This is a genomic window from Shinella yambaruensis (genome assembly GCF_050859155.1).
In the GTDB taxonomy this organism is placed as follows: Bacteria; Pseudomonadota; Alphaproteobacteria; order Rhizobiales; family Rhizobiaceae; genus Shinella; species Shinella yambaruensis.
On sequence record NZ_CP150638.1, the window covers coordinates 760114 to 786330 of the forward strand.

Here is a 26217-nt window from a genome sequence, read left to right on the forward strand (position 1 = left end):
GGCCGGTCTGATTGCCGGCCTAATCACATTGACGTTTACGTAAAAATCAATAATCTGCCGACAACACGTCGCTCCGCCAGCCGGGCAGGGCGGCCGGGAGGAGGATAGAGATGTACAAGGCGCCGGTCGAGGAGATTGCATTCACGCTGAAGCATGTGGCGGGGCTTGCGCCCGCGCTGGAAGGCGGCCACCTCGGCGAGCTGACGGACGACCTCGTCGATGCCATCCTCTCCGAAGCCGGGCGGTTCGCCACCGAGGAGGTGGCCCCGCTCGCCGAGATCGGCGACAGGCAAGGTGCCCGCCTTGTCGATGGCGCGGTGAAGATGCCCGACGGCTGGCCGGCACTCTACAAGGCCTGGGCGGAGGGCGGCTGGAACTCGCTGACGGCCTCGCCCGAATTCGGCGGGCAGGGCCTGCCGCATATGCTGCATGTCGCCGCGCTCGAAATGTGGAACAGCGGCTCCATGGCGTTTGCGATCGGCCCGACGCTGACGATCGGCGCCATCGAGGCGCTGGCGGCGCATGGCTCGGACCGCCTGAAATCCACCTATCTGCCGAAGATGGTGTCGGGCGAATGGATGGGCTCGATGAACCTCACCGAGCCCCATGCCGGCTCGGACCTCGGCGTGATGAAGACCCGCGCCGAGCGGCGCGACGACGGCACCTATCGCCTCTTCGGCCAGAAGATCTTCATTACCTATGGCGAGCACGATTTCACCGACAACATCGTGCATCTGGTGCTCGCCCGCCTGCCGGATGCACCGGCTGGCACGCGCGGCATCTCGCTCTTCCTCGTGCCGAAGTTCCTCGTCAATGACGATGGTTCGCTTGGGCCCCGCAACGACGCCCATTGCCATTCCATCGAGCACAAGCTCGGCATCCACGGCTCGCCCACCTGCACGATGATCTACGGCGACGGCCGCTTCGGCGACGAGCCGGGCGCCATCGGCTGGCTGGTCGGTGAGGAGAACCGGGGCCTTGCCTGCATGTTCACCATGATGAACAACGCCCGCCTTGCCGTCGGCATGCAGGGCGTGGCGATCGCGGAAGCGGCGACGCAGAAGGCGATCGCCTATGCAAAGGAGCGCACGCAGGGCAAGGCGCCCGGCTGGCAGGGATCGGGACAAGGTTCAGGCCGAGGTTCAGGCCAAGGTTCGGGCATGAGCCCGATCATCGAGCATCCCGACGTCGCCCGCATGCTTCTGACCATGAAGGTGTTCACCCAGGGCGCCCGCGCCATCACCTATGCCTGCGCCCACGCCGTCGACATGAGCCACGGCGCGGAGGCGAAGCACTGGGCCGAGCGCGCGAGCCTGCTCACCCCCATCGCAAAGAGCTTCGCCACCGATGCCGGCGTCGACGTCGCCTCGCTCGGCGTGCAGGTGCATGGCGGCATGGGCTTCATCGAGGAGACGGGCGCGGCCCGCCTCTACCGCGACGCCCGCATCGCGCCGATTTACGAGGGCACCAACGGCATCCAGGCCATCGACCTCGTCACGCGCAAGCTGCCGCTTTCGGACGGCGACCATCTGCGCGGCTTCATCGCCGAACTGCGGGAGATCGCGGCAAGGGCCGGGCAGGCGAATGCGCCGGCCCTCGGCGAGACCGCATCCCGCCTCGAGGCCGCCATCGCAGACCTTGAGGCGGCGAGCGAATGGCTGCTCGCCGCGCTGGCGGAAGGCCGACAGGCCGAGGCGCTCGCCGGCGCCACGCCTTACCAGCGCCTCTTCGGCCTGGTCCTGACCGGCGCCTATCTCGCCAAGGGCGCGCTCGCTGACGGCGGCGACGGCCGCAACGGCGAACGCGCCGCGCTGTGCCGCTTCGCCGCGGAGAATATCATCGGCGAGACGGCGGCGCTGCGGGACAGGGTGGTCTCCGGTGCCGGGAGCCTGGAAGCCGCGCGCGTGGTTCTGGGATAGGAACGCTTGGGCTGCCAGCGAAGTGAGAGACTGTAGCTGCCGGCCCCCCCTCTGCCCTGCCGGGCATCTCCCCCTCAAGGAGGGAGATTGGTTGGGGCCGCCGTTTCGCCCATCTTCGGCGTTGCCGGTTGAGCGAGGTTCTCGCGTCCTGCTGATCTCCCCCCTTGAGGGGGAGATGCCCGGCAGGGCAGAGGGGCGATCCGGCACCTGAGTGACAGCCATTCGATGAAGGAAACCGATACCCATGACCGACCATATCCTGATCGAGCGCCCCGAAGCGGCCCCGGGCGTCCAGGTGATCCGCCTCAACCGTGCCGACAAGAAGAACGCCATCACCCGCGCCATGTACCAGGCGATGACCGGGGCGCTGGCGGCGGGTGATGCGGACGAGACGGTGCGCGCCACCGTCTTTCTCGGCAGCGAGGGCTGCTTTTCCGCCGGCAACGACCTCAACGATTTCCTCGCCTTCGCCATGGGCGGCACGATGGGCCGCGAGGTGATCGACTTCCTCCATGCGCTCGCCGCCCATGGCAAGCCGCTGGTTTCCGGCGTCGACGGCCTCGCGATCGGCATCGGCACGACGATCCACCTGCACTGCGACCTCACCTATGCCTCGATCCGCACCGAGTTCCGCACGCCCTTCGTCGATCTGGCGCTGGTGCCCGAGGCGGCCTCCAGCCTTCTCGCCCCGCGCCTGATGGGCCACCAGCGCGCCTTCGCGCTGCTCGCCGCCGGCGAGGGCTTTTCCGCCACCGCCGCGCGGGATGCGGGCCTCGTCTACGCCGTCGTCGAACCCGCCGCGGTGGAGCGCGAGACGCTCGCCGCCGCCGCGCGCCTCGCCGCCAAGCCGCCGAAGGCGCTCGCCATCGCCCGCACCCTCATCCGCGGCGCGCGCGCCGACGTGGCGGCACGCATCGACGAGGAGGCGGGGCATTTCGCGGCGCAACTGAAAAGCCCGGAAGCACGCGCCGCCTTCGAGGCCTTCATGGCCCGCCGCTGAGGCGCGCGGCGCCGCCGTGGCGGCTCGTAATTTGTGGTATGTTCATTTTAACAGCGCCTTAAACACGTTTTCCTATGGTGCGGCATTCTCCGGCGCCTAGGCCGGCGGCCGCATGATGCGCCCGATTTCCGCCCACTGGCATGTCGTTCAGCATCGCGCCGCCGGTTTTGGCAGAGGCGCCCGAAGGAACACCCTTTCCATGGCCAAGCGCTCCAATCTGATGACGCGCATCCTCGTCGTCGCGTCCCTCGTCGTCGTTGCCGCCTTCACCGGCTTCTCCCTCTATATCGACAGCCTGCAACGCAGCGTCTTGACGAACTCCGTCGAGGAAAGCATCGACAGTTCCGGCAAGCAGGCCGCCCAGAGCATCGCCAACTGGCTGAATGCCCGCGTCTCGCTTACCGAAATGGCCGGCAACGCCGCCGGCAAGGCCGTCGAGGCGTCTGGCATCGAGGCCGTTCTGCAGAACGACGTGCTCGTCAGCCAGTTCATGACCACCTATGTCGGCGACGAGACGGGCCTCTTCACCATGTGGCCGAAATCGGAGATGCCCGAGGGCTACGATCCGCGCCAGCGCCCGTGGTATCAGGATGCCGTCAAGGCCAATGGCAGCGTCCTGACCGAGCCCTATATCGACGCCTCCACCAACGACCTGATCATCAGCGCCGCGACGCCCGTCAAGCATGACGGCAAGCTGCTCGGCGTCGCCGGCAGCGATTTTTCGCTGAAGTCGCTCGTCGACATGGTCAATTCGGTCGATCTCGGCGGCACGGGCTTTGCCTTCCTCGTCAGCAAGAACGGCCAGATCCTCGTGCATCAGGACAAGGCGCTCGTCACCAGGACGCTCGCCGATGCCTTCCCGGCGGCGACGCCGGCCATCGGCGGCGGCATCGCCCACACGACCTATGCCGGCAAGCCGGTGCTGGTCTCCTTCGTGCCGGTCACCGGCCTGCCGTCGGTCGAATGGTATCTCGGCTTCACCATCGACAGCGGCATGGCCTACGCGGCGATCGGCCAGTTCCGCATCGCCGCGACGATCGCCACCATCCTCGCCGTCGTCGTCATGATGGGCTTCCTCGCCACCGTGCTCTCCCGCCTCGTCGTGCGCCCGGTCAAGGACATGACAGCCGCCATGGATGCACTCGCCTCGGGCGATGTCACCGCCGCCATTCCCGGCGAGGACCGTACCGACGAGATCGGCCGCATGGCCGCCGCCGTTGCGGTCTTCCGCGACAATGCCATCGAGCGCACCCGCCTCGAAAACGCCGCGGAGGAAGGCCGCGTGCTCTCCGAAAGCGAGCGCCGCGAGCGCGAGGCCGTCAAGGCGCGCGAAGCCGGCGAGATCCAGCACGCCGTCGAGGCGCTGGCGGACGGCCTCGGCCGCCTTGCCGACGGCGATCTCGCCCACCGCATCGAGGAACCCTTCGCCGGCCATCTCGACCGCCTGCGCACCGACTTCAACCACTCGCTCACCAGGCTGCACACGGCGATGACGACGGTCGGCCAGAACGCCCGCGCCATCGATGCCGGCGCCACGGAAATCCGCTCGGCCGCCGACGATCTCGCCCGCCGCACGGAGCAGCAGGCGGCGTCCGTGGAAGAAACCGCCGCCGCGCTGGAGGAGATCACCACGACCGTGAAGGACTCCACCCGCCGCGCCGAGGAGGTCGGTTCGCTCGTCTCGCGCACCCGCCAGGGCGCTGAAAAATCCGGCGAGGTGGTGCGCCGCGCCGTCTCGGCCATGCAGGGCATCGAAAAGTCCTCGCACGAGATCTCCAACATCATCGGCGTCATCGACGACATCGCCTTCCAGACCAACCTCCTCGCGCTCAATGCCGGCGTGGAAGCGGCCCGCGCGGGCGAGGCCGGCAAGGGCTTTGCCGTCGTCGCCCAGGAAGTGCGCGAGCTTGCCCAGCGCTCGGCCAATGCCGCCAAGGAGATCAAGGCGCTGATCACCGCATCCGGCGAGCAGGTCCGCTCCGGCGTCGCCCTCGTCGACGAGACGGGCGCCGCGCTGGAGGCCATCGTGCGCGAGGTGCAGGAGATCAACGGCCATGTGAACGCCATCGTCACGGCCGCCCGCGAGCAGTCGACCGGCTTGCAGGAGATCAACACCGCCGTCAACACGATGGACCAGGGCACGCAGCAGAACGCCGCCATGGTGGAGGAACAGACGGCGGCCAGCCATGGCCTCGCCGGAGAGGCGGGCGCCCTCAACGCGCTGCTCGCCCAGTTCAAGCTCGGCGCGGGCGGCGCTGGTTACGCCGCGACGCCGGCACGCCGCGCGGCATAAGGCCTCCAGGCGGCATGATCCAACGCCGGCCTTCCTCGGAGGCCGGCGTTGTCATGAGCGGAGTATTGTTCTAATGTGTCAACAAATATCCGTTGAGGAGGTGCCGCCATGACGATCACCACCCTATCGAGCCGCGAATTCCAGCAGAATGCCAACAAGGCGCAGAAGGCTGCGAAAGACGGCCCCGTCTTCATCACCAACCGGGGGCGGACGGCCCATGTCCTTCTCAGCTATGAAGAATACCGCCAGCTTACCGGCGGCCGTCGAAGCCTTGTCGAGGCGCTTTCCATGCCCGGTCTTGGCGAGACGGAGCTGGACATTCCCCGCACCGGGGCACTGCCGCGTCCGGCCGACTTTTCCTGATGTTCCTGCTCGACACGAATGTCCTTTCCGAATCGCGCAAGATGGGTGCCGGAAAAGCGGACGAGAATGTCGTCGCCTGGCTCGCGGCCCGTGACGCGGCGACCTGCTTTGTCTCAGCCGTCACGCTGATGGAACTGGATCTCGGAATCCTGCTGATGGAGCGGCGTGATCCGGTGCAGGGCGCACGCCTGCGCATCTGGATGGAGAAATATGTGCTCCCGGAGTTCTCCGATCGCATCGTGCCCGTCGACAGGAGCGTCGCGCTTGCCTGCGCGCGCCTGCATGTGCCCGACCCACGACCGGAGCGGGATGCCTTCATTGCGGCGAGCGCGCTCGTCCATGGCATGGCGCTCGTCACCCGCAATGTTCAGGATTTTGCACCCATGGGTGTCGCGCTGATAAATCCCTGGGAGCCTATCTGAACGCCTACTTCTCCAGCACCGCCACCGCTTCCACATGCGCCGACCACAGGAACTGGTCGATCGGCGTCACGAGGCGGATGCGGTAGCCGGCGGCGGTGAGGATGGCGAGGTCGCGGGCAAGGCTCACGGGATTGCACGAGACGGCGACGATGGTCTTGACGCCGGAGCGGGCGAGTTCCCGGCACTGGTCCTCCGCGCCGGCGCGCGGCGGATCGAAGACCACGGCATCGAACACCTTCAGCTCGGAAGCCATCAGCGGGCGGCGGAAGAGGTCGCGCCGCTCCACCGTCACCGGCTTCAGGCCTTGCGTGTTGCGCGCCGCCTGGTCGAGCGCCTTCAGCGCCTTTTCCTCGCCCTCCACCGCATGCACCTTGGCCTGCCGCGCGATGCGCAGCGCGAAGGTGCCGGAGCCGGCGAAGAGATCGGCCACGCGCCTGGCCTTGCCCAGCGCCGCCAGAACCAGGTCCGCCATGGCGTCCTCGGCCGGCTTCGTCGCCTGGGTGAAACCGCCGGCGGGCGGGAAGATGCGCACGCCGGAAAAATCGATCACCGGCTTCTGCGGCTCGATAAGGACCTCCCCGTCGCTGGAAACGCGGGCGATGCCGCGCAGCGACAGGATGCATTCGGTAACGGCGCGCCGCTCCTTGTCGCCCACCTTCTTCACGCCCTCGAAGGCGAGGTCGAGGCCGGAGAGGGTTTCGAGCACGGTGACGCGGAAGGGCTCGGCCGAGGTCGCGATGGCGGCGGCCACCCGGCGGATCGCCGCCAGCATGGAGACGATGCCGTCGCTCGAGATCGGACAGTGCTCGATGGAGACGATGTGGTGGCTGCCGGCCTGGTTGAAGCCGAGCAGCATCTCCTTTTCCGTCCGGCGCACGGTGAAGACGACGCGGCGGCGTTCGCCCGGCCGGGCGATGACGAGCGGGGCGACCTCGGGCGCAAGGCCCTTGGCCTTCAGCGCGTTGACGACGAGGCCGCGCTTGAAGTCGTGATAGAGCGCATCGGAAGCGTGCTGCAGCGTGCAGCCGCCGCAGGTGCCGTTCCTGCCGTCCGGGCCGAAATGCACGCAGGGCGGCTCCACCCGTTCCGGCGAGACCACCGACATGGACATCACCGTGCCGTGGTTCTTCACCCGCGCGACGGCGGCCGTTTCGCCGGGCAGGGTGAAGGGCACGTAGACCGGGCCGCCGGCCGCCTCCGCGATGCCGTCGCCGCCGCTGCCGAGCCGCGCGATGGTGAGCGTTTCCGTCGTCATGGCTTTCGGCCTCCCAGAAGAAATTCGCGGTTGCCGTCGCCACCGGTGATCGGCGAGGGGATGAGGCCGAGGCTCTGCCAGCCCATGTCCTCGACGAGCCAGCGTTCCAGTTCCGCCGCCACCGCCGGCGCGCGCTCCGGGTCCTTCAGCAGCCCCGCCTTGCTGATCGCCTCGCGCCCCGCCTCGAATTGCGGCTTGACGAGCAGGACGCAGAAGGCGCCGGGCCGTGCCAGCGCCAGGGCCGGGGGCAGCGCCAGTTTCAGCGAGATGAAGGAGACGTCGGAGACGACGGCGCCGATGGCGCGGCCGTCGAGATGGTCCGCGTCGAGCACGCGGGCGTTGAGGCCCTCGTGGCTGGTGACGCGGGCATCCGCCGCCAGCCGTGGGTGAAGCTGGCCGTGTCCCACATCGACCGCGACGACATGGCTGGCGCCGCGCTCCAGCAGGATCTCCGTGAAGCCGCCGGTGGAGGCGCCGATGTCAAGACAGTCGAGGCCCGCGGGATCGAGCCCGAAGGCGTCGAGCGCGGCCTTCAGCTTCAGCGCCGCGCGCGAGACATAGGCCTGCGCGGGGTCGTCTATCTCGATGGTGGCAGAGACGGGAAAGGCCGAGCTCGGCTTTGTGACGATGCGGCCGTCGACGCGGACGGTGCCGCGCGAGATGGCATCACGCGCCCGCGAGCGGCTGGCGACGAGACCGGCGTTCAAAAGAAGCTGGTCGAGGCGGATGGTTTCTGTGGGTTGGGACATTGCCTCTCATGACGCCTCGCAGGCCAAGAGGCAAGTCCCGCCTCACAGCCAGATGATGCGGCCGGGGAAATATCGGTGCGATTCAAGGTCGACAAGCGCGGCAATGCCACGCGGCGCCTGCACCGGCCGCGCCGCACGCACGAAGATGGGCGCGCTGTGGATCCCGTGCGCCGGGCGGATATCCGGCAGCCGCTTCTGCAGCATCGCGATGGCGGCGGCCTCGATGGCCGGGTCGTGCGACGGCCGTTCTCCGGCCGCCGCGATGGAGGCATGGCAAAGCGTGGCGGCAAGGGCCGCAAGCAGCGCGTGACGCATGGTGAAAATCCCTGTCCGGTTCTTCTCTTTGGCGTGAAACCTAGCAGCCGGAGGTTTCAGAACGGCCAAGGGATGTGGTTACAGGGTTGCAAACCCGGATGGTTGAGAAACCGTGACGGAACATGCCTGCCTGCCGGAAGGCAATGCCCGGCAGGCAAGGAAGGACGGGTGTTCAGGTCACCCGGCCACGCCGACGCCAACGGCCTTCTGGCCGAGCGCCTGGAACACGGTGGAGACGATGCCGGCGCGGTCGAGGCCGGCCTTGGCATACATCGCCTCGGGCTTGGCCTGTTCCATCCAGATGTCCGGCAGCACCATCGGGCGCACCTTCAGGCCGTGGTCGAGCAGGCCTTCCAGCGCCAGGAACTGCAGCACATGGCTGCCGAAACCGCCGATGGCGCCTTCCTCGATGGTGATCAGCACCTCGTGGTGGCGGGCGAGCTGGCGGATGAGGTCGTGGTCGAGCGGCTTGGCGAAGCGCGCATCGGCAACGGTCGTCGAAAGGCCGGCGGCATCGAGGTCTTCTGCGGCCAGCAGACAGTCGGCGAGCCGCGTGCCGAAGGAGAGGAGGGCCACCTTGGAGCCCTGCTTGACGACGCGGCCCCTGCCGATCTCGAGGCTCTCCCCGCGTGCCGGCATATCGACGCCGACGCCCTCGCCGCGCGGATAGCGGAAGGAGATCGGACCGTCGTCATAGGCGCTGGCGGTGCGCACCATGTGCTTCAGCTCCGCCTCGTCGGCGGCGGCCATCACCACGAAGCCGGGCAGGGTGGCGAGGTAGGTCGTGTCGAACGAGCCGGCATGGGTCGGCCCGTCGGCGCCGACGAAGCCGGCGCGGTCGATCGGGAAACGCACCGGCAGGCCCTGGATGGCGACGTCGTGCACGACCTGGTCGTAGCCGCGCTGCAGGAAGGTGGAATAGAGCGCGCAGAACGGCTTGTAGCCTTCGGAGGCAAGGCCGGCGGCGAAGGTCACGGCGTGCTGCTCGGCGATGCCGACATCGAAGGTGCGGGCCGGGTAGGCCTTGGCGAACTTGTCGAGCCCGGTGCCGGAGGGCATGGCGGCGGTGATGGCGAGGATCTTCTCGTCGAAGCCCGCCTCCTGCACCAGCGCCTCGGCGAAGACGGAGGTGTAGGCGGGCGCGTTCGGCTTGGCCTTCGCCTGCGCGCCGGTGATGACGTCGAAGGTGTTGACGCCATGATACTTGTCGGCGGCGGCTTCTGCCGGCGGATAGCCCTTGCCCTTCTGGGTGACGACGTGGATGAGCACCGGCCCCCTGGAATTGTCGCGCACATTGCGCAGCACGGGCAGGAGGTGCTCGAAGGAATGGCCGTCGATCGGGCCGATATGGTAGAAACCTAGTTCCTCGAACAGCGTGCCGCCGGTGACGTAGCCGCGCGCATGCTCGACAGCGCGGGTGATCGCCCGGTCGACCGTCTTGCCGAGATAGGCCGTCAGTTTCTTGCCGAGTTCGCGAAAGCCCATATAGGTGCGGCCGGAGGCGAGGCGCGCGAGATAGGCGCTCATCGCGCCCGTCGGCGGGGCGATCGACATGTCGTTGTCGTTGAGGATGACGATGAGGCGCGCATCGAGCGCGCCGGCATTGTTCAGCGCCTCATAGGCCATGCCGGCCGACATGGCGCCGTCGCCGATGACGGCGATGACGTTGCGGTGCTCGCCGGAAAGATCGGCCGCTACCGCCATGCCGAGGCCGGCGGAGATCGAGGTCGAGGAATGGGCGGCGCCGAAGGGATCGTATTCGCTTTCCGCCCGGCGGGTGAAGCCGGACAGGCCGTCCTCCTGGCGCAGCGTGCGGATGCGCTCGCGCCGGCCGGTCAGGATCTTGTGCGGATAGCACTGGTGGCCGACGTCGAAGATCAGCCGGTCCTTGGGCGTGTCGAAGACCTTGTGGATGGCGATGGTCAGTTCCACCACGCCGAGGCCCGCGCCCAGATGCCCGCCGGTGCGCGAGACGGCATCGACCATCTCGGCGCGCAGTTCGCTGGCCAGCTGCGGCAGGTCGCGATCGTCCACGGCCTTCAGGTCCGCGGGAATGTGGACCTTGTCGAGCAGGGGGGTGGCGGGTGCTTGTGTCACTCTCATGCCTCGTGTTCTCGCCCGCGTGCCCTGGCTCCGTTGGGGAACCCGGCCCGGACATGCGGTCTCATGCCGCGCTCACCTGTCACATGCAGAATGCGGCGCGCGATTTCAACCGTTTCAGCAAGTCTAGAGCGTATTTCGCCGGATTGATACCGCGCAATCCGACGCATTCCCGCGTTCTCCCGGGCAATTGGGGCATTTTGCGGACGTAAGGCCCCTGCACTCACGTTGTCGTGATTTCCGGACGCGGAGTCCCTATGCCTTCTTCGAACGCGACTTGGCGCGCGCGGCTCCATTCAGCGCCACCGCGGCGCGGATCAGCGCCTTGAAGGCGGCCTCGTGGATGACGTCGCCCTCGCGGAAATCGATGGCGCGGCGGGTGTTGCCGTCCAGGCTGGAATTGAAGAGGCCCGCCGGATCCTCCAGGGAAGCGCCCCTGGCGAAGGTCAGCTTCACGACGGCCTTGTAGGTCTCCCCGGTGCAGACGATGCCGTCATGCTCCCAGACCGGCACGCCGCGCCACTTCCATGCCTCGACGATATCGGGATCGGCCGCCTTCACGAGCGCGCGCAGCCGGGCGAGCGTCTCGCCCCGCCAGTCTGCAAGCTCGGCAATGCGCGCGTCGATCAACGCGGAAGGGGTGGCCGTTTCGCTTTCCATCTTGTCCATCGTCCTCGTGTCCTTCGTCACATGCGCTCGCCCGGAAGCCGGCTCGCCTGCCGGATCCAGTCGGCAAGCGGCGTCTTGTCGAGATCGTCGCCCTCATGGATGTGGAAATAGCGCGTCTCGGGGGTTTTCGAGGCGACCGGCGGGACGGGATCGAGCGACGTGCCGCGGAAGAAGGTCAGCTTGATGTATTTCGCAAAGCAGTGGTAGCTGAGAAACCAGCCGTCGCCCTCGATGCCGTAGAACGGCGAGTTCCACTTCACCGCCTTGTGGACATCAGGCACCGTCTTGACGATCAGTGCGTCGAGCTTGCGGCCGACATCGCTCTTCCAGCCCGGCATGGCCGCGATATAGGCCTGGATCGGGCCGTCGCCATAACCCTTGGCGATCTGCGGATTGCCGCCCGAAAGGAGCTTCGGTTCGTCCGGTGCCTTGGTCATCGCAGGCCCTCCGGGCTGCGCCGCCGCGCCAGATAGGGCAGGGCGAAGAGATAGAGCCCGCTTGCCAGCAGCAGGATGAGCGGGAAGAGCGCGAGAAGGTCGATCCACAGGGCCGGGTTCTCCTGCGTCATGGCCGCGATGTTGATCAGCACCGCGACGGTGAAGATGACTGAGAGCCAGCGGTGTATCTGCCGGATCCGCATGTTCCAGTTCATTGTTGCCTCCTCAAGCGACAAGAGAGCCCGGCGATTCAGTCCAGATTGTCCAGGACGTGGTCGAGATTGTCGAGGAACCGCGGCCAGCCGGCCTGCGCGCCCTGGAAATAGCGCGGCTGGTCCGGCTTGAAACCGGTCTGTTCCATGCGCAGCGTCGTGCCCGCGCCGACGGGCGTCAGCGTCCAGGTGACGATGCTCTTCAGGCGCGAATCGCCCCATGTATAGGAAAGGCTGCGGTGCGGCTGGACCTCCAGCACCTCGCAGTTCACGGAACCCCACTCCGCCCGGAAATCGAAGCGATGGCCGACACTGGCCGCAAAATCGGTCTCCATCAGCCATTCGGCGATGAGATGGGGTTGGGTCAAAGCGCGCCAGATCTTTTCCGGCGGATGGGGGATGTGCCGTTCCATGACGACGGAAAGGGTTTCTGTCATTGATCCATTCTCTTCAGGAGGTCTTCCAGGCGATCGAACCGGCTCTGCCAGAAGCCGGCCATCTGGCTCGTCCAGTCGGCGAGCGGGGCGAGGGCATCGAGTTGCGCGCTGTAATGCGTCTGCCGGCCCTCGTGCCGGTCACGCACCAGGCCCGCCTGCTTGAGCAGGGCGAGATGCCTGGAGACGACCGGCTGGGAGACGCCGGCCTGCGCCGTCAGCGCCCCCACCGTCTTCTCCCCCTCGCGGCACAGCCGCTCGAAAAGCGCCCGGCGGGTGGGGTCCGCAAGCGTGCGGAAGAGCGCATCATGTGCTTCGGCCACGTTGATCCATACCTTGATAGCTATGTATTTCCTATAGCCGGTTGACTGTGAATAAGTCAAGTCAGGCGAAACGGGCCAAAAAAGACTGGCTCCGCTTGCCTGCAATATATGCTTAACCGTCTATACATCAGCTGGCCGGCAGCGGTACGAATTCCTCTTCGTCGCCGGGCACGATGTCGAAGCGGCCGCTGCGCCACTCCTCCTTGGCCTGTTCGATGCGTTCCTTCGAGGAGGAGACGAAGTTCCACCAGATATGGCGCCTGGAGCCGAGCGGCGCGCCGCCGAAGAGCATGATATGACAGCCCTCCGGCCCGGCCTTCAGCGTTATCGCGTCGCCGGGGCGGAAGACGAGCAGCTGGTCGGGCGCAAAGACGTCGCCGGCGACGTCGAGCGTGCCCGACAGCACGTAGACCGCCCGCTCCTCCCAGTCCGCCGCAAGCGGCGCGGAAGCGCCGGGCGCCAGTGTCAGGTCGGCGTAGAGCGTCTGCGTCGGCACGCCGACCGGCGAGGCATAGCCCTCGTAGGAGCCGATGATCGTGCGCCCGGTGATGCCGCCCGCCGAGAAGGCCGGAAGCTCCGCCTTGGTCGTGTGGGCGAAGACGGGTGCCATCTCCTCGTGGCTGTCGGGCAGCGCCAGCCAGGTCTGCAGGCCGGAGATCGACTGCGGCCGGCCGCGCAGGTTCTCCGGCGAGCGCTCCGAATGCACGATGCCGCGCCCCGCCGTCATCAGGTTCACGTCGCCGGGTTCGATGACCATCTCCGTGCCGAGGCTGTCGCGGTGCTTGATCTCGCCGTCGAAGAGATAGGTGACGGTGGACAGCCCGATATGCGGATGCGGCTTGACGTCGATGGCCTCGCCGGCGCGCAGCAGCGCCGGCCCCATGCGGTCGAAGAAGATGAACGGCCCGACGAGCCGGCGCTTGGCCGTCGGCAGCGCCCGCCGCACCTCCAGCCCGCCGATATCGCTCGTGCGCGGAATGATCAGATGCTCCAGCGCATCGCACGCCGCCGCATCGCCGGCCTCCGGGTCCTTTCCGGGAAAGAAGCTCATTGCGCCCTCCTGTCGTTGCTTCGTTCGCGGATGCTAGCGGGCAGGCAGGGGCATGGATAGGGCAGCGGGCGTTGACGGTGTGGTCAGGAATTCAGCGCGGATGGGTTTGCTCTGTCGCTTCCAGACGCGCTAGCGTAGCCTTGGTCGACAGGAAAAGAGGATCGAGCAAGGTCGTGACGATCGCCCAGATCGCCTTGGGTTCCAGCCGGTCGTAGGCGTGGCGAAGGACGTTGCCGATATCGCGGATACCCCGCCAATCGAGATCGGGCATTTCCGCTTCAGCCAAGTCGCCGAGCTTCTTCGCGGCCTCTGAAATCCGCTGAAGACAACGCTCCGTTGCGTCCCTCGTTTTCCGGTCTGCAAGAAAAGCCGGGAAGTCCATGCCCTTCGTATACTCGCGGATCATCTCGATGTTCTCGATGATATCCATGAGCCGCACGGTGGGTCGCTTAGAAGGCAATGACGCGATCCCGTTCGAGTTCGCGGCGCAGGCGTTCCTTCCGGACAGGTTCGGAAAGCACATCGACACTTCTGCCTGTCATGCCTTCGATCTTCTCACGGATATCCTCCAGTGTGCTGAAGTAGCCGAAGCCGGATTGAAAGACGCGATCTTCCAGCGAAACGGCGACGTCGATATCCGAATCCGGGCCATCGTCACCGCGCGCAACCGAGCCGAACAGCGACATGTGCGTAATGCCGGCAGCTTCGAATTCGCTCCGGTGTTCCACAAGCTTCGCGATGATCTCGTCCCTGGTCATGGGAAAAATTCTACCACGACGCGAGAAGGGCGTCGAGTTGGGGGCCTATGCCCCGTCGAGCGGCTCGGTGCCCTGCGGCTTGCCGGCGCGGTCGAGGCGGATCTTCTCGATGCGATTCTCGGCGGCCGAGAGCAGCGTCTCGCAATGCTTCTTCAGCGCCTCGCCGCGCTCGTAGATCTCGATGGAGCGGTCGAGCGGCACGTCGCCGCGCTCGAGGGCGGCGACGATCTTCTCCAGCTCCTCCACGGCCTGTTCGAAGGAGAGGGCGGAGACGTCAGGGGCGGCGGCGTTTGTCATGGTCAGCCTCTCATCAGGCGAAGGATATGGGTGGCGGCGGATTCGGCGAGGCCGGTGAGGTCGTAGCCGCCTTCCAGCAGGCTGACCACCCGGTTGTTCGCCGATTTTTCGGAAAGCTCCATCAGCTTGGCGGTCGCCCAGTCGAAATCGTCGGCGACGAGGTTGATCTGCGCCAGCGGATCGCGATGATGGGCGTCGAAGCCGGCGGATATGATGATCACGTCCGGCCGGAAATCGGCGACGCGCGGCAGGACGCGCGAGCGGAAGGCGTCGCGGAAATGGTCGCTGCCGTCGTTCATCGAGAGCGGCGCGTTGACGATGTTGCCGGCGCCCGTCTCGTCCTTCGCGCCGCTGCCGGGATAGAGCGGCATCTGGTGCGTCGAGCAGAACAGCACCGACGGGTCGTCGTAGAAGATGTCCTGCGTGCCGTTGCCGTGGTGCACGTCCCAGTCGACGATGGCGACGCGCTCGGCGCCGTGCGCCTTCTGGGCATGGCGGGCGGCGATGGCGGCATTGTTGAAGAAGCAGAAGCCCATCGCCCTGTCGCGCTCGGCATGGTGGCCGGGCGGGCGGGCGGCGACGAAGGCATTGTCGGCCTTGCCGGTGAAGACCGCGTCGATCGCGGCGATGGCGCCGCCGATGCCGGTCAGCGCCGCCTGCAGCGTCGCGGGGCTCGCATAGGTGTCGGCCTCGACCTGGTTGATGTCCTCCTCCGGCATGGCGGACATGACGGCGGTGAGGTGGCGCTCGGGATGGGCGAGCAGTACGACGTCCTCGTTCGCCTGCGGCGCCTTTTCGCGAACGAGCGGCGAAAAGCGCTCGTGCTCCAGCGCGAGGTTGATCGCCCGGATGCGGTCCGACCGCTCCGGGTGGCCCTCCGGCGTATGGTGCTCGAGGAAGATCGGGTTCTCGAAGAGACACGTCGTCATGGCCGGAAGCTACCCATTGCGGTTCACGAGGTCCACGGGAAATGGGCCGTGTCCACGGCTTTTCAACCGTCAGGGAGCGAGAAGCAGCTTTCCGGTGCGCGCGGGATCGTCCTGCCGGGCGAGCGCGGCGGGAAGGTCGGAAAGGGGAAAGACGCCGTCGATGGCCGAGCCGAGGACACCGGCGCGAATGCCGGCAAAGCTGCGCGCGAAGGCTGCCTCGATCGCCGCGCGCGGCGCCGAATGCACCCAGTTGCGCAGCCAGAGGAAGGAGAAGGCCACCGTCTCGCGCCGGCTCGCCACCAGCGCGGCATCGAGCTGCGCCCCGCTCAGCGCGCCGTACTGGATGAAGGCGCCGCCGTCGCGGATCTGCCGGAACAGCGCATTGCCGGGCTCCCCGCCGACCGCGTCGAGCACCGCATCGAGCGGCGGGGCGGCATGGGGAACGATCTCGCCGGCAAATGTCTCCGCCAGCCGCGCCGCGCTCGCCGCGCTGCGCACGAGGGCGACGGGCCGGAAGCCGGCCTCGGCCAGCAGCACCAGCAGCATGCCCCCGATGGCGGAGGCCGCGGCCGTGACGCCGACGCGCTGGCCCCCTGCCGCGCCGAAATGCGTCCTGGCGGCCTCGACCAGCCGGAAGGCGGTGAGCGGGTTCACATAGGCCATGGCGGCGGCCTCGTCGGAAAGGTCGTCCGGCACGGCGAAGCACCAGCCGGCCGGGCGGAGAAGAAAGGACTGCCACAGTCCGCTCGCGCCGATCGGCAGCACGCGCTGGCCGAGGGAAAGCCCGCTGACGCCCTCGCCGAGCGCGGCGATCTCCCCGACGCCCTCGAAGCCGGGCACGAAGGGCAGCACCGTGCGGCTGCGATAGGCACCGGTGACGGGGATGAGGTCGGAGGGGTTGATCGCCGCGCGGCGGATGCGGATTTGCACCTCACCGGGGCCGGGCACGATGCGCTCGGCTTCCTCGAGGCGGATCACTTGCCGGGGATCGCCGAACGCTCTAACAACGGCACGGAACATGGCTTTACCCCGGGGCAGGACGTGGAACAGGCGGCAGACATCACGCTCAGCGAGGTCCGGATACCCTTCCGCGATATAGACATGCACGGCCACATGCACAATGCCGCCTATTATGCCCATGCCGAGGCGGCCGTCGCCGGGCTCTGGCGGCACCGGCCGCACGGCGCGGCCGATCCGGTCTATTTCGTGCGCAAGTCCGGCTGCACCTTCCATCGCGGCCTGAAGCTCGATGACCTTGCCCGCCTGAAGGTGTCCGTCACGCGCATCGGCGCGACCTCGCTGAGCTTCGCGGTCGCGGTTTCCGCAGAAGGCGCGCCGGTCGCCGACCTGGAGATCGTCTGGGTCGCCGTCGATCCGGCAAGCCGCCAGCCCGTCAACGTGCCGCAGCCGGTGCGCGACTGGCTGAAGTCATTCCTCGCCTGACGCCGTCCCGACCTGCAGCCAGCCCGGCCGGCAATCCTCGAAGGAATGGTATTGCGGCGCAAGCGCCGGATCGGCCGGATCGTCGAAGCCGCCGATGAGCAGCGCCACGACCGGTTCGTCGTCGATCGCGCCGATGGAGCTGCCGCAGGCCGGGCAGAAGGCACGGCTGGAATAATCGGAGGAGCGCCAGGTGGCGGGCCTGCCGCCACTGCCGGTCCAGGCGAGGCGCTCGGCAGGAAACTCCACCCAGGCGGCGGTCGGCGCGCCCGTATGCCGCTGGCAGAAGCGGCAGGAGCAGGTATGCGGCTTTTCCGCCACGCCCCGCGCCTCGAAACGGATGGCGCCGCACAGGCAGCCGCCGGCATGGATCTTCTCGCCCATGGTTCCTCCCTCACAGTTTCCGGAAAAGCGTCACGATCCCCATGCCGCCGCCGACACCCATCATGGTAAGCGCCTCGGCGCCCGCTTCCGCTGCCCGCATCTGCGCGAACAGCCGCGTGACGAGGATGGTGCCGGAGGCCCCATAGGGATGGCCGAGCGCCAGCGCACCGCCCTCGCGGTTGACGGCGGCGGGATCGATGCCGAGCGCATCGAGGCTGGCGAGCACCTGGGACGCGAAGGCCTCGTTGAACTCGATGAAGGGAACGCGTGCGGCGTCAAGGCCGGGATGGCGCGCGGCGAGCTTCCGCATGGCCGGCACGGGGCCGAGGCCGAGCAGGTTCGGATCGACGCCGGCGACCGCGCTGTCGACGATTTCCAGCAGCACCGTCAGGCCCAGCCTCTGCGCCTCGGCGAGCGACGTGACGAGCACGACGGCGGCGCCGTCGTTGACCGGGCAGGCATTGCCCGCCGTCACCGTGCCGCCGGGGCGGAAGACGGGCTTCAGCGCGGCGAGTTTCTCCAGTGCGGTGTTTTCGCGCGGGCATTCGTCGCGGGAGACGGGGCCGGCGGGCGTGTCGACCGGCACGATCTCGCCGGCAAAGCGCCCGGCCTTCTGCGCCGCCACGGCGCGGCGGTGGCTTTCGAGCGCGAAAAGGTCCTGCCGCTCCCGGCTGATGCCGGCATGGGCGGCAACGTTTTCGGCGGCGATGCCCATGTCCGGATCGCCCACCGTATCCGGCGCCATGCGGGCGCGGCGGAGCGGCTCGGGCGAGCCGCCCGGCGTCGACGGCGGGCGGAAGCGCAGATGGGCGCGGCTGGTGCTCTCGGTGCCGCCGGCAAGGTAGAAGCGCCCGGCGCCCGCCTGCACCAGCCGCGCCGCCAGCGCGATCGCCTCCAGCCCGGAGCCGCATTGCCGGTCGATAGTCATGCCGGGCACGCAAACCGGAAGGCCCGCCTCCAGTGCGGCAAGGCGCGCGAGATTGCCGGCGCTGTTGGCGGCATTGCCGAGGATCACATCGTCGACGGCATCGGGCGATAGTCCCGTCTCGGCAAGGATTTTCCGGATGAGCGGCACGGCGAGGCTGGCCGGCTCGACAGCCGAAAGCGTGCCGCCGATGCGGCCGATCGGCGTGCGGAAGGCCGCGGCGACGACGGGGATGCGGTCAGAGGAAACGGTCGAGCGCATCGCTTTCCTCCGCCACCCATTGCCGCACGGTCTTCGCCGCCACCTTGCCGGAGGACGTCACCGGCATGGCGCGGCACAGCCAGATGCGGCGCGGCTGCTTGTAGCGCGGCAGGAATTCCGAGAGCGCCGCCGTCAGCGCCCGGGGCGTCAGGCCCGGCCGTTCCGGCTCGATCACCGCGACGAGCTCGCTGCCGAGATCGGCATGGTCGATGCCGAAGACATGGGCGGCGCGCACGAGGCCGGTGTCGCGCAACGCCGTCTCCACCTCCGAAGGATAGATGTTGTTGCCGCCGGACAGCACCATGCCGCCGGAGCGGCCGAGCAGGTGCAGCATGCCGTCCGCCTCCATGAAACCGACGTCGCCGACGGTCGCGAGCCTGCCGGAACGGACAAGCCCAGCCCCGTCGCCCTGTCCGAGATAGCCGGTCGCGACCAGCGGGCTTTCGACGAAGACCGTGCCCGTCTCGCCCGCCGGCAGCGGCCTGCCGGCATCGTCGAGCACGGCGATCCTGACGCCCGGAAAGGCCCTGCCGACCGCCGTGGAGGAGGCGGCCTCGCCCGGCGCGGTGACGGTGACGAAGCCGAGTTCGGAGGCGCCGTAATATTCGCGCAGCGCCGCCTCGGGGAAATGCGCCGCGCAGAGCGCATGGTCCGCTGCCGTCAGTTTCGCACCGGCAATGGTGATGGCCGTGACGCCGGTCACCGGGGGCTCCGCGGCGAGCCGGCGCAGCATGGTCGGCACCAGGACGAGGCGGCGGATCGTGTTCGCCCGGATCGTCGCGAGCGCCGCATCCGGATCGAAATGCGCGGCGGAATGAAAGGCACCGCCGGCAAGCAGCGTCTCGGTCATCGCATAGAGCGCAAGGCCATGGGCGAGCGGGCCGGGGGCATAGGTTCTCACCGTCCGGTCGATGCCGAAGAAGGGCGCGCCCATGGCAAGGCTGGTCCGCCAGGAGCGCCGGTCGCGGATGATCGGCTTCGGATCGGCCGTCGTGCCCGAGGTGAAGACGATGAGGAACGGAGCGTCGGCCGCCCCTTCCGGCAGGGGCTGCGTGTCCAGTGCGGCGCTTTCGGCGATCACGTCCCGCGCATCGCCGTGCCGGCTCTCTACGACGAGGTCCGCTCCATGGGCCGTGACAAGAAGGTCGGGGTCGATTTTCCCGATCAGGCGCTGGCGCTGCGCCTCCGGCAGGTGCGGGTCGATCAGCGCGGCGCAATGGGTGCCGGCCGTCGCGGCCGCGAAGGCGGCGGGAAAGAGCGCGTGGTTGCCGGTCATGATCGCGACCAGCCGGTCTTTCGGCCCGATGGCGCTGCGCCCCTGCGGGGCGAGATCGGCGAAGGCGGCGTGAAGCCGCCGGGCGGTCGCCGTGAGCGTGCCATAGGAAAGAACCCGGTCCTCCAGGTGGAAGGCCGGGTTCGCGGGGCTTTCGGCGGCGTGCCGTTCGAGGGCGCCGGAAAGCGGCATCGGCTCAGGCGCGCTGCGGCAGCAGCGGATAGCCGGCGAGCACGGCGCGGCCGGCCAGCATGGCGACGAACGCCTTGATGAGATCGCCGGGCACGAAGACCATCGAGGCGAGGGCCGTCTCGAAGAAGGCCTTGCCGCTCATATAGGCGAGCCACGGAATGCCGAAGAGGTAGACGACCGCGATGCCGCCGGCGACCGAGGCGGCGAGGAAGGCGAGGAACTGCGCCAGCTCCGGCTGGTCTTCCCGCACGAAGCGCTCGGCGATCAGGCCGCAGACATAGGCGCCGAAGAACCAGCCGACGAGATAGCCGGCCGTCGGCCCGGCAAAGACGGCAAGGCCGCCGCGCCCGCCAGACAGGACCGGCAGGCCGATCGCCACGAGCAGCAGCACGAGCAGCACGGCCGCCGCGCCGCGCCTGGCGCCGAGAATGCAGCCGGCGAGCATGACGCCGAGCGTCTGCGCGGTGATCGGCACCGGAATGAAGCCGAGCGTGAGCGGCGGCAGCAGGCCCAGCACCACGATGATCGCGGCGAAGAGGGCGACGAGGACGATGTCTCTGGTGGTCATGTCGGGTTCCCCGGTGGACAAAATAGGGTCGAATGGTTAGTGCCGCCGAAAGCCGCGCGCGTCAATCGCCATGGCGATCGTATCGGCGTCCTTCAGCGTCAGGATGATGAGCGGCACGAGGGTGGTCAATGGCCGGACCGGCAGGCCGCGCGCCCGGTGCGCGTCCGCGATCTCGCCATAGCGCGCGAAGATCTCCGGCACGAAGCGGATGACAAGGCCGACCGCGAGACTCACATCGGCCGCGCGCACGAAGCCGAAGCGCTCGAGCGGCGTCAGGAGCCGGGTGATTTCGTCCATGAAGGCGGAGATGGAGGTCGTGGCGGTGACGGCGGCGGCGAGCAGGACCAGCGCGCTCAGCCGGCAGAGGACGACCAGCGCCTCGTGCAGCGAATGGAACGCATAGTTCGCGGCCGCGACGAGGAGCACCGTGAAGAGCACGAAGCGCACGCGCCGCAGGGCCTCGCGAAAGCCGATGCCGGTCGAAAGGTAGAGGAAGGCGGAAAGCCCGAGCGCCGGCACGAGGATGCGCAGCTCCGAAACGAGGAAGAGCCCGATCGCGGCGGCGAAGAGCAGGGCCAGCTTGCCGCGCACGGGCATGCGGTGCAGCGGCGAATCGCCTTCGATGTCGAGCCCGTTCAGCATGCCGCGATCTCCCGGTAGGCGCGGATCGCCTCCGCCGGCCGGTCGTCGGCCGCAAGCCGGCCCTCGTGGAAGACCAGCACCCGGTCGAAACCGTAGAGCAACGCGAGGTCGTGCGTGATGACGAGCACCTGTTCCGGCAGGCCCGCCACCGTGCGCTCGATGAGCGCGCGGTTCTTCAGGTCGAGCTGGTTGGTCGGCTCGTCGAGGATCAGGAGGTCCGGGCCGGTGACGAGCACGCTGGCGATCGCGCCGAGCTGCGTCTCTCCGCCGGAAAGCTCGTGCACGCGCCGCCGCGCTAGGTGGGAAATGCCGAAGCGGGCCAGCACCGCCTCGGTCCGCTCGGCGATCTCCGCCTTGCCGAGGCCGCGGTTCTTGAGGCCGAAGGCGATGTCCTCGGCAAGGATCGGCAGGATCATCTGGTGCTGCGGGTTCTGGAAGATGAACCCGGTTTTTCCGCGCGCGGCGCTCTCGTCCTTCACGGTGTCCAGCCCGTCGACCGTCACCGTGCCGCCCGTCGGCTTGACGAGGCCGTTGATCAGCCGCGCCATGGTGGTCTTGCCCGAACCGTTGAGCCCGACGACGCCGATGCGCGGTTCGCTCAGCGCAAGCGTCAGCGGATGTAGCGCGGCGCGCCCGGCATAGGTCACCGTTGCGGCGGAGAAGACGATATCCAAGAGCGGGGTCCCGTTTCGCGGATGCTGGGGGAGCTATAGGCAATTCTACCGCATGTGCGAAGAGGTTTTCCGCGCCGGCCTGTGCGATAAGCGACAATCGGGCGAAGGACAAAACGGCCGATCCCCGCATTCCTGTCGGAATCGGGTGGAACAAACCAAGAATATGTGCCTATCATCCACCATGACGATTCTCCTCTCCAACGCCGAGGCCCGGCGTATCTTTCTCGCCCGGCAGGGCCTGAGCGCGCCGCCCGGCCGCGTTCTCGGCAAGGCCGGCCTGCTGAACCTCATCCACGACATCGGCTTCGTGCAGGTGGACAGCATCGCCACCGTGGAGCGGGCGCATCACCAGATCCTGTTCTCGCGCAACCAGACCTACCGGCGCGAGCACCTGACGGCGCTGCTGGAGAAGGACGGCGAGCTCTTCGAGAACTGGACGCACGACGCCTCGGTCATCCCGAGCGCCTTCTTCCGCTACTGGAAGCATCGCTTCCGCCGCGAGGACGCCGCCATCATCGAGCGCTGGCGCAAGTGGCGCGGCGAGGGGTTCGAGGCGGCCTTCGACGAGACCTATGCGCGTATCGCTTCCGGCGGCGCCGTGCTGTCGCGTGATCTCAAGGCGGACGATCACAAGTCCGGTGGCTGGTGGAACTGGCATCCGAACAAGACGGCGCTGGAATATCTCTGGCGCACCGGCAAGGTGGCGATCGCCCGGCGCGAGAACTTCCAGAAGGTCTACGACCTCGTCGAGCGCGTGCTGCCGGCCCGTCATCATGCGCCGGATGTCGAGCACGACGCCTTCGTCGACTGGGCCTGCCGCAGCGCGCTGGAGCGGCTGGGTTTTGCCACCCATGGCGAGATCGCCGCCTTCTGGGACCTCGTCTCGCCGGACGAGGCCAGGGCCTGGGTGGAGGCGCATCGCGAGGAGCTGCACCCCGTCGCCATCGCGCCGGCGGATGGCGGCAAGCCGCGCGCCTCCCATGCCTTCGCCGATTTCCCGGCCTGCCTCGGCGACGTTCCCGATCCGCCCGCCCGCCTGCGCGTGCTCTCGCCCTTCGATCCGCTGATCCGTGACCGCAACCGCACCGAAAGGCTGTTCGGCTATTTCTACCGCATCGAGATCTTCGTGCCGGAGCCGAAGCGGCAATACGGCTACTATGTCTTCCCGCTGCTCGAAGGCGACCGCCTCGTCGGCCGTATCGACATGAAGGCCGACCGCAAGGGCGGCACGCTCGACGTCAAGCGGCTGTGGTGGGAACCGAAGGTGCGCGCCTCGGCCGGCCGGATGGAGAGGCTGGAGGCGGAACTGGCGCGCGTGGCGAAATTCGCGGGCGTCGAGAAAGTCCGGTGGCTGGACCGGGCGAGGGCGGACGCGTGATGGCGGGCGGTCAGCCCGCCTTCCGGTAGCGGCGGGCGACATAGGCCACCTGCCCGGTGGCGAGGCCCTTGTAGAGGATCGAGCCCCTGGAGCCGGAAAATTCGGACATGAAGCGCCGCATCAGGCGCAGCCGGCCGATACGCTCCCGCTTGCGCGCCTCGGCCGCATCGAGAGCCGCCACGACGCCCGCGGAAAGATCGCGTTCGCCCATCTTCTCCAGTCCCGGGGCGCCCAACTGGTCGTCGAGTTCCGCAAGGCTGGCCCTGGCGCGCATGTCGGCGAAGGTGAACCAGCCGCCCGGCGCCAGCACGCGGGCCACTTCGCGGGCGAAGGCGGGCACGTCGGCGTAGCAATGGGACGATTCGATGTTCACGACGACATCGAAGGCGCCATCGGGAAAGGGCATGCGCTCGGCATCTCCCACCTCGAACGAAAGCGACGGCGTGCCGGCATTCAGGCTTTTCGCCCGGGCCACGGTCGCCTGGGAGTAATCAAGGCCCACCACCGATGCCGGCGCGTGGTAGCGGGCGATGTAGCGTGATCCGCCGCCGCGGCCCGAGCCTACTTCGAGGACGCGCAGGCCGGCGACGGGCAGGTTTTCGACGGCCTGCTGGTAAAGCCCGATGAAGACCCTTTCGGGTTCGTCCTCGGGCTTCAGGGGAAACGGAACGCCCTCCGGCACGAAGCCGTAGTTCATGAAGCGCCAGTCCTCGTCGCGCCAGAAGCGGGAGAGCAGGTTGTAGAGGCGCCGCCAGACCCATTTCTGCGCCCGCGGAAACCGGCCTTGCTCAATCGACTTGAGAAGATTGGAAAAGAGACTGCTGCCCATTTCCGGTCCGTCAGGCCGTGGCGCCGGCGGCGGGCATTTCCCGCGCGATCCACTCACGGCCCTTCATCACCAGCGCGGCATCGTCGCTGTTGCGCGGATCGAAGCCCGGCAGATAGTAGCGCAGGAGCAGCGGGATGCAGCGGCGCCAGAAGCCGGGAGAGACGAACACGACCCACAGGAAGCGCATCCAGAAGCGGAAGCCGGGCTTCACGCCGTCCGTCTTGGCATAGAGATGCGTGTTGCGCAGGAAGATCAGGAGGAACGGGACGATGGTGGCGTTCATGGCGATGACGCGCAGCAGGTAGCGCTGCCAGCCGGACATGTTCGCCGTCGCCTTCTTCAGCACGTCGAGCGCGACGGCCTTATGCTCGATTTCCTCCAGCGCATGCCACATCCAGAGCCGGCGATAGTGCGGTTCCGCGCCGTCGAACATCTCCGGATGCCGCAGCGTGACGGTGGACAGCGTCGCCGTCAGATGCTCGATGGCGCAGGTCACCGCCAGCCTCTGCAAGGGTTTCGTCGTCAGGCCGAGGGCCGAGGCGACCGGCCCTTCCATCGCCTTCACGTCGTAGCCGAGGGCGGCCATGGCACGGTTGTAGTCCTCGTGCTCGCGGGTGTGGTAGGCCTCCTGCACGGCATAGCCGTTGATTTCGTCCGCAAGCTCGCGGTCGTCCAGCTGCGCGGCATAGTGCTTGAGCGAGCGGATGAAGAAGCGTTCGCCTTCCGGCAGGAAGATGGACAGGCCATCGGCCAGCGCCGTCTTGACGATGTCACCGGCGAACCAGTGCCGCGTCGGCTTGTCGACGATCCCGAAGCGAATGTCGCGCGGGATGATGTCGTCCGCGCCATGGTGATCGGCGGTCGCGCCTTCCTTGCCTTTCCAGCCGTAGCCAGCTCCGTCTGTCACGATCGTCACCATGCTGTTCGTCGCTTGCCGAGCGGCAGGACCTCGATAATGCCACAAGCCGGCGGACGCGCGCAACAGGGCAGGGCCGTGCCCGTTGGCGCGGCGCGCGCTATTCCTAAAGGACGTCCGTCCCGGCGATTGCGATGCCGAACCCTTCGAGGCCGACATAATGGCGCTCGCGCGAGGCCATGAGACGGATCGAGCTGATGCCGAGATCCTTCAGGATCTGCGCGCCGAGGCCGATTTCCAGCCATTCGCTCTCGCGCGCCTGCGCCTCGTCGTGACCCTCGCGGTCGTGTTTGCCCTTTCGGGCGGTGGAGGACTGCCCGACGCCGACGGAGCCTTCGCGCAGGTAGACGATCACGCCGCGGCCCTGCTCCGCGATCCGCTTCATGATGCCGTCGATCTGGCGGTTCGCGCCGAAAACGTCGCCGCCGACATTCTCGAGATGCAGGCGCACCGGGATGTCCACGCCGTCGCGGATATCGCCGAAGACGACGGCGAGGTGCTGCATCGGATCCCAGGGCAGGGTGTAGGTCAGGGCCTTCGCCTTACCGTAGGGCGTATCGATGTCGAAGCTGTCGACCTGCTCGATCAGCGTCTCCTTGCGCTGGCGATAGGCGATGAGATCGGCGACGGAGACCTGCTTGAGGCCATGCTGCTCGGCAAAGCTCGCGACCTGCGGCCCGCGCATGACGGTGCCGTCGTCATTGACGAGTTCGCTGATCACGCCGATCGGCGGCAGGCTTGCGAGCCTGCAGAGGTCGACGGCGGCTTCCGTATGGCCGGAGCGCATCAAGACGCCGCCCTCGCGCGCGACGAGCGGGAAGATGTGGCCGGGGCGCACGAAATCCGTCGGGCCGACATTCGGGTTGGCGAGGTTGCGCACGGTCAGCGTGCGGTCGTCGGCAGAAATGCCGGTCGTCGTGCCGTGCTTGAAGTCGACGGAGACGGTGAAGGCGGTGGTGTGGGCCGAATCGTTTTCCGCCACCATGGCGTTGAGGTTGAGGCGCTTGGCCTCCTCGCGCGGCATGGGCGTGCAGACGATGCCGGAGGTGTGGCGCACGATGAAGGCCATCTTCTCCGGCGTGCAGTGCACGGCGGCGACGATGAGGTCGCCCTCGTTCTCGCGGCCGTCGTCATCCATGACGACGACGATCTCGCCGGCCTCGAAGGCACGGATGGCATCGACGACGCGCTTCTGGTCGTAGCTCATGG

31 protein-coding genes are annotated in these 26217 nt (G+C 67.9%); 7 read left to right on the top strand and 24 right to left on the bottom strand.

Translation table 11 applies throughout. The features are described from left to right. The first annotated feature begins 110 nt into the window (after nucleotides 1-110). The 5 genes from WMC41_RS03650 (at nucleotide 111) to WMC41_RS03670 (ending at nucleotide 5997) form a co-directional block, all read left to right on the top strand. Nucleotides 111-1919, top strand: coding sequence for an acyl-CoA dehydrogenase (locus tag WMC41_RS03650; RefSeq protein WP_432347051.1), 1809 nt, complete (start codon nucleotides 111-113; stop codon nucleotides 1917-1919). 244 nt (nucleotides 1920-2163) lie between these two features. Then, the gene (locus WMC41_RS03655; protein WP_272804630.1) at nucleotides 2164-2919 is read left to right on the top strand and encodes a crotonase/enoyl-CoA hydratase family protein; all 756 of its coding nucleotides are present in this window, start codon (nucleotides 2164-2166) and stop codon (nucleotides 2917-2919) included. 199 nt (nucleotides 2920-3118) lie between these two features. Next, a complete protein-coding gene (locus WMC41_RS03660; RefSeq protein WP_432347052.1) occupies nucleotides 3119-5212 on the top strand; it encodes a methyl-accepting chemotaxis protein in 2094 nt (697 codons plus the stop codon). 108 nt (nucleotides 5213-5320) lie between these two features. Beyond that, entirely contained in the window at nucleotides 5321-5575 is a 255-nt protein-coding gene (locus tag WMC41_RS03665) for a type II toxin-antitoxin system Phd/YefM family antitoxin (RefSeq protein WP_244767836.1), read from the top strand. Continuing rightward, nucleotides 5575-5997 (top strand): type II toxin-antitoxin system VapC family toxin, encoded by a 423-nt coding sequence (locus WMC41_RS03670; RefSeq protein ID WP_432347053.1) that lies wholly within the window; start codon nucleotides 5575-5577, stop codon nucleotides 5995-5997. Before WMC41_RS03665 ends, WMC41_RS03670 begins: the two co-directional genes overlap by 1 nt. Nucleotides 5998-6001: 4 nt before the next feature. Here the strand turns inward: WMC41_RS03670 and WMC41_RS03675 are convergent, their stop codons facing one another. The 15 genes from WMC41_RS03675 to WMC41_RS03745 all read right to left on the bottom strand — a co-directional run bounded on the left by WMC41_RS03675 (nucleotide 6002) and on the right by WMC41_RS03745 (nucleotide 16546). Next, nucleotides 6002-7252, bottom strand: coding sequence for a class I SAM-dependent RNA methyltransferase (locus WMC41_RS03675; protein WP_432347054.1), 1251 nt, complete (start codon nucleotides 7250-7252; stop codon nucleotides 6002-6004). Further along, nucleotides 7249-8001, bottom strand: a complete 753-nt coding sequence (locus tag WMC41_RS03680; protein WP_432347055.1) for a TlyA family RNA methyltransferase — start codon at nucleotides 7999-8001, stop codon at nucleotides 7249-7251. Before WMC41_RS03680 ends, WMC41_RS03675 begins: the two co-directional genes overlap by 4 nt. A gap of 42 nt (nucleotides 8002-8043) precedes the next feature. Further along, nucleotides 8044-8316: a hypothetical protein gene (locus tag WMC41_RS03685; RefSeq protein WP_244767833.1), complete on the bottom strand. Its 273-nt coding sequence runs from the start codon at nucleotides 8314-8316 to the stop codon at nucleotides 8044-8046. 177 nt (nucleotides 8317-8493) lie between these two features. Continuing rightward, nucleotides 8494-10413: a 1-deoxy-D-xylulose-5-phosphate synthase gene (dxs, locus tag WMC41_RS03690; RefSeq protein WP_432347056.1), complete on the bottom strand. Its 1920-nt coding sequence runs from the start codon at nucleotides 10411-10413 to the stop codon at nucleotides 8494-8496. Nucleotides 10414-10671: 258 nt separating this feature from the next. Beyond that, a complete protein-coding gene (locus tag WMC41_RS03695; RefSeq protein ID WP_272804635.1) occupies nucleotides 10672-11085 on the bottom strand; it encodes a DUF1801 domain-containing protein in 414 nt (137 codons plus the stop codon). 17 nt (nucleotides 11086-11102) lie between these two features. Beyond that, the gene (locus WMC41_RS03700; RefSeq protein WP_432347057.1) at nucleotides 11103-11522 is read right to left on the bottom strand and encodes a DUF1801 domain-containing protein; all 420 of its coding nucleotides are present in this window, start codon (nucleotides 11520-11522) and stop codon (nucleotides 11103-11105) included. Beyond that, nucleotides 11519-11737, bottom strand: coding sequence for a hypothetical protein (locus WMC41_RS03705; protein WP_432347058.1), 219 nt, complete (start codon nucleotides 11735-11737; stop codon nucleotides 11519-11521). Before WMC41_RS03705 ends, WMC41_RS03700 begins: the two co-directional genes overlap by 4 nt. 35 nt (nucleotides 11738-11772) lie before the next feature. Beyond that, nucleotides 11773-12171 carry an SRPBCC family protein gene (locus tag WMC41_RS03710; protein ID WP_432347059.1) on the bottom strand — a complete coding sequence of 133 codons (399 nt, stop codon included), beginning with the start codon at nucleotides 12169-12171 and terminating at the stop codon, nucleotides 11773-11775. Next, nucleotides 12168-12491, bottom strand: coding sequence for an ArsR/SmtB family transcription factor (locus WMC41_RS03715; RefSeq protein ID WP_288080751.1), 324 nt, complete (start codon nucleotides 12489-12491; stop codon nucleotides 12168-12170). The genes WMC41_RS03710 and WMC41_RS03715 overlap by 4 nt, the downstream gene beginning before the upstream one ends. Before the next feature lie 127 nt (nucleotides 12492-12618). Beyond that, entirely contained in the window at nucleotides 12619-13542 is a 924-nt protein-coding gene (locus WMC41_RS03720) for a pirin family protein (protein WP_432347060.1), read from the bottom strand. 91 nt (nucleotides 13543-13633) lie between these two features. Beyond that, the gene (locus WMC41_RS03725) at nucleotides 13634-13972 is read right to left on the bottom strand and encodes a HepT-like ribonuclease domain-containing protein (RefSeq protein ID WP_432347061.1); all 339 of its coding nucleotides are present in this window, start codon (nucleotides 13970-13972) and stop codon (nucleotides 13634-13636) included. Between the two features lie 19 nt (nucleotides 13973-13991). Further along, on the bottom strand, nucleotides 13992-14300 hold the full coding sequence (locus tag WMC41_RS03730; RefSeq protein ID WP_432347062.1) for a nucleotidyltransferase family protein: 309 nt from the start codon (nucleotides 14298-14300) through the stop codon (nucleotides 13992-13994). A 45-nt stretch (nucleotides 14301-14345) separates the two neighbouring features. Beyond that, entirely contained in the window at nucleotides 14346-14597 is a 252-nt protein-coding gene (locus WMC41_RS03735) for an exodeoxyribonuclease VII small subunit (protein WP_133034382.1), read from the bottom strand. Nucleotides 14598-14599: 2 nt separating this feature from the next. Beyond that, on the bottom strand, nucleotides 14600-15526 hold the full coding sequence (locus tag WMC41_RS03740) for a histone deacetylase family protein (RefSeq protein WP_244767823.1): 927 nt from the start codon (nucleotides 15524-15526) through the stop codon (nucleotides 14600-14602). A 69-nt stretch (nucleotides 15527-15595) separates the two neighbouring features. Then, nucleotides 15596-16546, bottom strand: a complete 951-nt coding sequence (locus WMC41_RS03745) for a zinc-dependent alcohol dehydrogenase family protein (RefSeq protein ID WP_432347063.1) — start codon at nucleotides 16544-16546, stop codon at nucleotides 15596-15598. An 81-nt stretch (nucleotides 16547-16627) separates the two neighbouring features. Between WMC41_RS03745 and WMC41_RS03750 the strand changes: the two genes are divergently transcribed. After that, nucleotides 16628-16969: an acyl-CoA thioesterase gene (locus WMC41_RS03750; protein WP_432348247.1), complete on the top strand. Its 342-nt coding sequence runs from the start codon at nucleotides 16628-16630 to the stop codon at nucleotides 16967-16969. On the opposite strand, the gene WMC41_RS03755 is transcribed toward WMC41_RS03750, so the two are convergent. The 6 genes from WMC41_RS03755 to WMC41_RS03780 are packed head-to-tail and all read right to left on the bottom strand — an operon-like array spanning nucleotide 16955 to nucleotide 21885. After that, nucleotides 16955-17350: a GFA family protein gene (locus WMC41_RS03755; RefSeq protein ID WP_432347064.1), complete on the bottom strand. Its 396-nt coding sequence runs from the start codon at nucleotides 17348-17350 to the stop codon at nucleotides 16955-16957. The genes WMC41_RS03750 and WMC41_RS03755 overlap by 15 nt on opposite strands. A gap of 10 nt (nucleotides 17351-17360) precedes the next feature. Next, nucleotides 17361-18536 (bottom strand): thiolase family protein, encoded by a 1176-nt coding sequence (locus WMC41_RS03760; RefSeq protein ID WP_432347065.1) that lies wholly within the window; start codon nucleotides 18534-18536, stop codon nucleotides 17361-17363. Further along, nucleotides 18514-20001, bottom strand: coding sequence for a class I adenylate-forming enzyme family protein (locus WMC41_RS03765; RefSeq protein WP_432347066.1), 1488 nt, complete (start codon nucleotides 19999-20001; stop codon nucleotides 18514-18516). The genes WMC41_RS03760 and WMC41_RS03765 overlap by 23 nt, the downstream gene beginning before the upstream one ends. Before the next feature lie 4 nt (nucleotides 20002-20005). After that, nucleotides 20006-20569, bottom strand: coding sequence for a biotin transporter BioY (locus WMC41_RS03770; protein ID WP_244767817.1), 564 nt, complete (start codon nucleotides 20567-20569; stop codon nucleotides 20006-20008). Between the two features lie 36 nt (nucleotides 20570-20605). Next, nucleotides 20606-21211, bottom strand: a complete 606-nt coding sequence (locus WMC41_RS03775; protein WP_432347067.1) for an energy-coupling factor transporter transmembrane component T family protein — start codon at nucleotides 21209-21211, stop codon at nucleotides 20606-20608. Then, nucleotides 21205-21885 (bottom strand): energy-coupling factor ABC transporter ATP-binding protein, encoded by a 681-nt coding sequence (locus WMC41_RS03780; protein WP_432347068.1) that lies wholly within the window; start codon nucleotides 21883-21885, stop codon nucleotides 21205-21207. The genes WMC41_RS03775 and WMC41_RS03780 overlap by 7 nt, the downstream gene beginning before the upstream one ends. Nucleotides 21886-22066: 181 nt before the next feature. On the opposite strand from WMC41_RS03780, the gene WMC41_RS03785 reads away from it, so the two are divergent. Next, entirely contained in the window at nucleotides 22067-23263 is a 1197-nt protein-coding gene (locus WMC41_RS03785; RefSeq protein ID WP_432347069.1) for a winged helix-turn-helix domain-containing protein, read from the top strand. Nucleotides 23264-23273: 10 nt separating this feature from the next. Here the strand turns inward: WMC41_RS03785 and WMC41_RS03790 are convergent, their stop codons facing one another. From WMC41_RS03790 to ribB, 3 genes are all read right to left on the bottom strand, one after another. Continuing rightward, nucleotides 23274-24092, bottom strand: a complete 819-nt coding sequence (locus WMC41_RS03790) for a class I SAM-dependent methyltransferase (protein WP_288080770.1) — start codon at nucleotides 24090-24092, stop codon at nucleotides 23274-23276. 10 nt (nucleotides 24093-24102) lie between these two features. Next, entirely contained in the window at nucleotides 24103-24999 is an 897-nt protein-coding gene (locus WMC41_RS03795) for a metal-dependent hydrolase (protein WP_432347070.1), read from the bottom strand. Nucleotides 25000-25114: 115 nt separating this feature from the next. Then, nucleotides 25115-26215 carry a 3,4-dihydroxy-2-butanone-4-phosphate synthase gene (gene ribB / locus WMC41_RS03800; RefSeq protein WP_244767811.1) on the bottom strand — a complete coding sequence of 367 codons (1101 nt, stop codon included), beginning with the start codon at nucleotides 26213-26215 and terminating at the stop codon, nucleotides 25115-25117. Nucleotides 26216-26217 lie beyond the last annotated feature (2 nt).